9 protein-coding genes are annotated in these 6,431 nt (G+C 70.8%); 3 read left to right on the top strand and 6 right to left on the bottom strand.

All coding sequences use genetic code 11. The annotated features are described in order from the left end of the window. Positions 1 to 8: 8 nt before the first annotated feature. From GB932_RS06050 to GB932_RS06060, 3 genes are read right to left on the bottom strand one after another with little or no spacing between them, the layout of a single operon-like run. Positions 9 to 698 (bottom strand): aspartate/glutamate racemase family protein, encoded by a 690-nt coding sequence (locus tag GB932_RS06050; protein WP_156759766.1) that lies wholly within the window; start codon positions 696 to 698, stop codon positions 9 to 11. Between the two features lie 22 nt (positions 699 to 720). Next, entirely contained in the window at positions 721 to 1,218 is a 498-nt protein-coding gene (locus GB932_RS06055; RefSeq protein ID WP_156759767.1) for a GNAT family N-acetyltransferase, read from the bottom strand. Next, complete coding sequence (locus GB932_RS06060; RefSeq protein ID WP_197517322.1) at positions 1,215 to 1,745, bottom strand: NUDIX domain-containing protein; 531 nt, start codon at positions 1,743 to 1,745, stop codon at positions 1,215 to 1,217. Before GB932_RS06060 ends, GB932_RS06055 begins: the two co-directional genes overlap by 4 nt. A gap of 37 nt (positions 1,746 to 1,782) precedes the next feature. Here GB932_RS06060 and GB932_RS06065 point away from each other — a divergent pair, with 37 nt between their 5' ends. Genes GB932_RS06065 through GB932_RS06075 form a run of 3 tightly spaced genes read left to right on the top strand, consistent with a single transcriptional unit; the run spans position 1,783 to position 3,399 of the window. After that, positions 1,783 to 2,394: a GrpB family protein gene (locus GB932_RS06065; RefSeq protein WP_156759769.1), complete on the top strand. Its 612-nt coding sequence runs from the start codon at positions 1,783 to 1,785 to the stop codon at positions 2,392 to 2,394. Beyond that, entirely contained in the window at positions 2,387 to 3,040 is a 654-nt protein-coding gene (locus tag GB932_RS06070; protein WP_231916018.1) for a class I SAM-dependent methyltransferase, read from the top strand. The genes GB932_RS06065 and GB932_RS06070 overlap by 8 nt, the downstream gene beginning before the upstream one ends. Next, entirely contained in the window at positions 3,037 to 3,399 is a 363-nt protein-coding gene (locus GB932_RS06075; RefSeq protein ID WP_156759770.1) for an HAD family hydrolase, read from the top strand. Before GB932_RS06070 ends, GB932_RS06075 begins: the two co-directional genes overlap by 4 nt. Here GB932_RS06075 and GB932_RS06080 read toward each other — a convergent pair. From GB932_RS06080 to GB932_RS06090, 3 genes are all read right to left on the bottom strand, one after another. Continuing rightward, positions 3,316 to 4,350 carry an alpha/beta hydrolase gene (locus GB932_RS06080; RefSeq protein WP_156759771.1) on the bottom strand — a complete coding sequence of 345 codons (1,035 nt, stop codon included), beginning with the start codon at positions 4,348 to 4,350 and terminating at the stop codon, positions 3,316 to 3,318. The two genes, GB932_RS06075 and GB932_RS06080, sit on opposite strands and share 84 nt — an antisense overlap. A gap of 282 nt (positions 4,351 to 4,632) precedes the next feature. Further along, complete coding sequence (locus GB932_RS06085; RefSeq protein ID WP_156759772.1) at positions 4,633 to 5,118, bottom strand: tetratricopeptide repeat protein; 486 nt, start codon at positions 5,116 to 5,118, stop codon at positions 4,633 to 4,635. A 165-nt stretch (positions 5,119 to 5,283) separates the two neighbouring features. Next, positions 5,284 to 6,431 (bottom strand): HNH endonuclease signature motif containing protein (locus tag GB932_RS06090; RefSeq protein ID WP_231916019.1); only part of this gene is annotated, 1,148 nt, incomplete at its 5' end.

Below are 6,431 nucleotides of genomic sequence, written 5' to 3' on the forward strand. Positions count from 1 at the left end.
GGATCCCCTCACCTCATCGCGCGATCGACGATCGCCTGCGCGTGCAACGACGTCGAGGCGAACGAGGGCGCCGAGACGTCGCCGGGTCGGATGAGGAGCTCGATCTCGGTGCACCCCAGGATCACGCCCTCCGCACCATCGGCGAGGAGAGCATCGATGATCCCACGGAAAGCCTCGCGGGAGTCGTCGCTCACGATCCCCCGGACGAGCTCCTGGAAGATCACACGGTCGACCACGGCGCGCCCCGCGGCATCGGGGACGACGGTCTCGACGCCTCGCGCACGCATGCGCTCGCGATAGAACCCCTGCTCCATCGTGAACCGCGTGCCGAGGAGGGCGACCCGCGACAGCCCCGCCGCACGGATCGCGTCGGCCGTGACATCGACGACGTGGACGAACGGCACATCGATCGCGTCCTCGATGGAGCGCGCCACCTTGTGCATCGTGTTGGTGCACAGCGCGATCACCTCGGCGCCGGCGCGCACGAGGGCTCGGGCCTCGTCAGCGAGCACCTCGCCCGCTGAATCCCACTCCCCCGCGATCTGCATCCGTTCGATGTCCGCGAAGTCGACGGATCCCATGACGCAGCGCGCCGAGTGGAGGCCGCCGAGACGATCGCGGACGTGTTCGTTGACCAGCCGGTAGTACAGCGCCGAGCTCTCCCAGCTCATCCCGCCGATCAGACCGATTCTCTTCATGGATCCCTCCCTCGCGCCGCGCTCAGAGCGCGAGACGCATCTCGATCTCGTCGCCGAACGGCGGCAGCTCGTACGGCACCCGCGTGCCGGTGTCGCGGAAGCCGCGCCGCCTGTAGAAGGCGATCGCACGCGGATTGTCGGCGTGGACGTGGAGCGTGAGCGTGCGCCCCTCCTCGCGCGCCCAGGCGACGATGCCGTCGAGGAGCGCATCGGCGACACCGCGGTTCTCTCCGCGCGCGGCGGGGTCCACGAAGACGCTCACGAGGACGGGGCCGAGCGCGTCGTCGACGTAGCCGCGCATGATCCCGAGCCATGTGCCGTCATCGGCGACGGCGGCCAACCCGATGTTCCGCCCCTCGCCGTTGCGCGCGGCGCGGGCGCGCCAGTCGTCGTCGCACAGCTCCCGCGCGTGCGCAAGGGTCTCGCCGTATGCGATCGGCGTGTCGGCGAGCATGCGCAGGCGGATCTCTCGGAACGGCCGCCAGTCGTCGGCGCCGATTCCGCAGATGTCGAAGGTCATGCGCCGACCCGCTCCGCGAGGAGGCGCACCCGCTCGTCGAGGCGTGGCCGGAACGATTCCAGGCGCGGCACCCACGGATCCGCCATCTCACCACCCGCGACGAGTTCGTCGAGCTCGTCGAGCGTGATCCATCGGAATCCGGCGACCTCGTCCGGATCGGGCACGACCGCTGGATCGTCGCCCGCCGAGGCGGCGTAGAGATCGAACAGGGCCGACTCCTCGACGAAGCGCCCCACCAGCTGGAGCTCATCGCGCGGGACATCGATGCCGGTCTCCTCCGCGAGCTCGCGCGCGGCCGCCTCGTCGCTCGACTCGCCCGCAAGCGCGCTGCCCGCGGGGATCTCCAAGCTCAGCGCGAAGGTCTTCCCGGCAGCGCGCCGCGTCACGAGGATCCGTCCGTCGGCGCGCACGGCGCACACGCTCGCGACGACGTGGAAGGATCCGGAGGGGATCTCGTCGCCCCGGCGGTGAGTACGGCCGCTCGGCGCGCCTGAGCGGTCGGTGAGGTCCCAGAGCTCGGCTGTCATGCGGTCCACGCTAGCGACCTCCTGGTTGACTGGGGTGATGCCCTCGAAGTACGACATCCTGACCTTCCTCAACGATGGCCCGCCGCCGGGCGCCTCGCCGTGGGTCGTGGAGCCTCAGGCGGTGCCGATCGATGTCATCGATCCGGATCCGCGATGGCCGGCCGCGTTCGACGGCCTCGCCGAGCGGGTGCGGTCAGCGCTCGGCGCGCGAGTGCTCGATATCACGCATATCGGATCGACGGCCGTGCCGGGGCTGCCGGCGAAGCCGATCATCGACATCGACCTGATTCTCGCGGATCCAGCGGAGGAGGACGTGTGGGTGCCGCCGCTCGAGCGGGCCGGCTTCGTCCTGACCGTGCGGGAGCCCTGGTGGCACGAGCATCGCGTGATGAAGGCCGCGGATCCGGCGGCGAACCTGCACGTGTTCTCCCCCGACGCGCCCGAGCCCTGGAAGCACCGCATCTTCCGGGACCACCTCCGGCGCGATGCGCAGGATCGCGAGCTGTATGCGCGTGCCAAGCGCGACGCCGCGGTCGCCTCGTCGGAGGCCGGCGAGACCGTGATGGCCTACAACGCTCGCAAGGAGAAGGCGGTCCGGGAGATCTATGCCCGGGCGTTCCGTGCGGCGGGACTGAGCGAGCATGAGTGAATCCGGCGCGTCAGCGGCGCCGGCGCCCCCGGCCTCGCCGCGGATGAGCGCGCCGATCGTGCGCGACGCCTACGCGGCCCGCGCCGATGAGTACGTCGACCTGCTCGGATCCGTCGACGCGATGTCGCCGATCGACCGGGATCGGATCGGGAGGTGGGCGGAGGGGGTCGTCGGGCGGATCCTCGACGCGGGCTGCGGTCCGGGGCACTGGACCGCGTTCCTGCACGATCAGGGGCACACGGCCTGGGGGATCGACCTCGTCCCCGGATTCATCGACAGAGCGCGGGCGGCGTTCCCCGGCGTGCGGTACCGCGTGGCATCGATACACGACCTCGACGAGCCCGATGGAACCTTCGGCGGAGTGCTCGCGTGGTACTCGCTGATCCACGCGGAACCGGATGACGTGGCGTCAGCGCTGCGGGAGGTCGCGCGGATCCTGCGTCCCGGTGGATCCCTGCTCATCGGATTCTTCGACGGCGAGGTGCGGGACGTCTTCCCGCACGCCGTCACCCCGGCATATCGCTGGCCACGCGCCCTGATGCGCGGGCTGCTCGAGGGCGCCGGATACGAGATCGTCTCCGAGGAGTCGCGGACCGATCCCGGAGCCCGCCCGCACGCGGCGATCGAGGCTCGGGTGCGGGCGTGACCCGGACCCGCGCGGTCCTCTTCGACCTCGACGGCACCCTCGTCGACCAGGAGTCCGCGTTGAGACGCGCGGTCGCGGAGTGGGGCGCAGAGCTGTCGCTGCCGGAGAGCGGGCTCGTCGATCGCTGGCGGAGGATCTCGTCCCGCCACTACGCGCGATATCAGGCCCGGGAGATCTCGTTCGCGGAGCAGCGGCGCGAGCGCGTGCGGGAGCTGCTCGGGCGGGATCTCGACGACGCTGGACCAACTGGCGATCCCCTGACCGGGCGCGTTCTCTCAGCCGGTGCCGTCGCGGCCGAGCGTGTCGTCGACCCACCGGGCGAGGCGTCGATAGGCCTCTTCTCGTGCCTCGTGGCGTGAGAGGAACACATCGTGCAGGGCGCCGTCGATGCGGACGATCGTCACCACGGGGCCGAGCTTGAGCGCCGCGCGCGCCACGTCGTCGACGGTGAGCACCGAGTCGGCCGTGGCGAGTTCATCGGACCAGCGGAGCGGTCGCGCCGAGCGCGCGGACAGGAGGACGCAGATCGGAGCGTCGATCGCGAGCCCATCGGCGACGAGGCCGTGCCCCACGAGCACGGCGTGCAGCCATCCCGCGTGCACGGGCATCGTCTGGTCGGGCCGCCAGTCGAGGTTCACCTCGACCGGATCGTCCGGATCCGCCGACTCCTGCTGTGCGCGGGCGTAGAACCCGAAGTCGACCTGCGGAGCCCGATCGAGGGGGTGGCGGCGCGCCTGCAGGCCGACGAGAGGGGCGATCGTCTCGCGCTGATATCGCGGGAGCTGGAACTCGAGCCACGGGCTGTTGAGGATCAGCGCGGAGGCGACGCCGGGATGCCTGTCGGCCCACAGGCTGAGGGTCAGGCCGCCTGTCGAGTGCCCGATGAGGGCAAGACGGCGGTCCGGGCGTCCGCGTTCTGGATCCCATCCCATCGCGCCCAGCGCTGCGGCGATGTCGTCGTCGTAGGTCGCGAGGTCGTCGATGAACCCGGGGGTCTGCCCGTCGCGCAGGCTGCGGCCGTACTTGCGCAGGTCGAGGGCGAAGAATCGCGCGCCACGGGCGGTGAAGAGTCGCGCAAGACGCTTCTGGAAGAAGTAGTCCGACCAGCCGTGGATGTAGAGCACGTCGACGTCGTCGAGCGACGGGGCGCCGTGGAGAAGTCGGTGGATCCGAGATCTCATCGGGGGCAGCGCGCGGACGAGCGTGGCGACGAGCTCGCCTTCATCGTCGGATCCGAGCGGCAGCGTGAGCTGCTCGAACTCGTCGCCCAGCACGTCGGGGCGCCATTCCGTCGCCCCCGTGTCGTGCATGGCGTCAGCATAGCGACGGAGACGGTGAAGGTGAGAGATCGATCGGCGCGACTTGGGGGCGAGACTCAGCGGTGACACTCGGCGGTGACATCCGGTTGTGACGATCTTGGCGACCCCGTTCGGAGCGGCGGGGCGAATCTCTCTGGCGACTCGGCGGGCGACTCAGCATGGCGAAGCGACGGGGCGACTCGGCGGGGCGAAGCGACGGGGCGACTCGACTCGTTTCGACGAGGTCGTTCACGGCGCGGGCCGGAATCGCGGCGACGTCAGAGCGTGGCGAGGTCAATCCCCGGTGAGCGCGGCGGCATAGGCGCGGACTGACCGACGGTAGCGGGGCAGCGTCGGCTCGACGGCCTCGATCACCGCACGGAGGGCCTCGCCGTGACGCCCTGCGGAGTGCAACGCGAGGGCGAGGAAGACGGAGGGTGCGGCGCCGACGGTGTCGTGTGCGGGCGCGTTCCGGAGCATGGCGATCGCTTCGTCGGTGCGGCCGAGGTTGCGGAGCGTGGAGGCGTGTTGGATCGTCAGCTGCGCGGCGCGTTCCGGATCGATCTCGGCGAGCCCGGCGGCCGTCGCGGCCGCGTACTGCGTGTCGGCCTCGGCTTCGCGCCCAGCTGAGTCGAACGCGCCGCCGAGTTCGAATGCGCCGATCGCCGGATGCGGGGCCTCGGTCACGAGTGCGCGCATCCGGTGGACGCGCTCGTCGTCGGACGCATCGGCGTCGTCCCACAGCTCGGAGACGCGACGCTCCCAATCGGATGAGGTCATGGACTCAGCGTACGTCGCGGGTGCTCCGCACCGGCATGGGGGCGGACGTTTGAGAACGACGTGTGCGGTGACGGCTCGAAGTCAGAGCCGGGGCAAGCCGAGACGCCGCCCGGCGAGGTCGGGTCTCGGTTCTGTCCTCGAGGCGCAGCACGCTGCGGGCGCAGGTCATGGCCTCTCGAACCACGCGGGCTCGTCCAGCTGATCCCACCACCCCGCGGCGGGATCGGTGATCTTCCCGCTGGCGATCGCCTCGCCGAAGGCGAGTTCGTGGAGCTCGTCCTCGGTGAGGGCGTTCATCAGCGTCTCCATCCGGGCATCGGCGCGCTCCTCGTCATCGTCGCGCCTGTCCTGTGCCCGGGCCTGCTGGATCTTCCGGTTCCGGTCATCGCGACCGGCATCTTCGACGCGCTTGGCCGCGAACGCCCGTGCCACGCGTGCCCGCGCGGTGATGTCGCGCATCATGTCCCGCCACGGATCATCGGCCAGCACGTCCCCGGTCGCCTCGTCGACGTGCATGTCGCCGGGCTGCGCGTCGCTGGACTGCACGTCGCCAGGCTGCACGTCACCGTCCTGCGTTTCGCTGGGCTGCGCATCGTCGACGTGCATGTCGCCGGGCTGCGCGTCGCGATCTCGCGCGTCGTTCACTGCCGGGACGGGATCCTCCGCCGCGCCGCGTGGTCTCTCGCTGCCCGGCGCGTGCTCGGGGATGTCCTGGAAGAACACCCGCCCCAACGGCTCGTCGCGATACACCCGCCCGGCGGGGCTGGTCCACTCCAACACCCCGCCCTCCACCTGCTTCAGGCCCCACCCCGAGTTGTGCTTCATCACGTGATGCGCCTCACACAGATGCGCCATGTTCGAGATCTCCGTCAGCCCGCCGCGGGCGTACTCCCGCGAATGATCGATGTCCGCCTTCCGCGCGGGCGTGGTGCACCCCGGGAACCGGCACGTCACATCCCGCCCGATCAACGCCCGTCTCTGCGCCGGTGACGGCCGATACCTGTCCACCGCGATGACCCGTCCCGACTCCGGCCGGACGAACAGCCTGTCCCACCCGGAGGCCCCGCCCGCCACGCGCCGCGCCGCGTCGGGGGCGATGATCCCGCCCTCATCGACCCTCGCCGTCCCGGCATCCGGATCGAGGATCTGCGAGGCCGGGATCGTCACCTGCACCGCCGCCTGGATCCGGTCCAGCCCCACCCCGGTCCCGGAAGCATGCAGCTCGTGCCCCGTCGGCGCCGAGGTGAGGAGGATGTCGGCGAGGATGTCCACCCGCAGCTGATCCATCGACCGCAGATCCGTGGCCGCCACCA

Source organism: Microbacterium karelineae (assembly GCF_009745985.1).
GTDB classification, from domain to species: Bacteria; Actinomycetota; Actinomycetes; order Actinomycetales; family Microbacteriaceae; genus Microbacterium; species Microbacterium karelineae.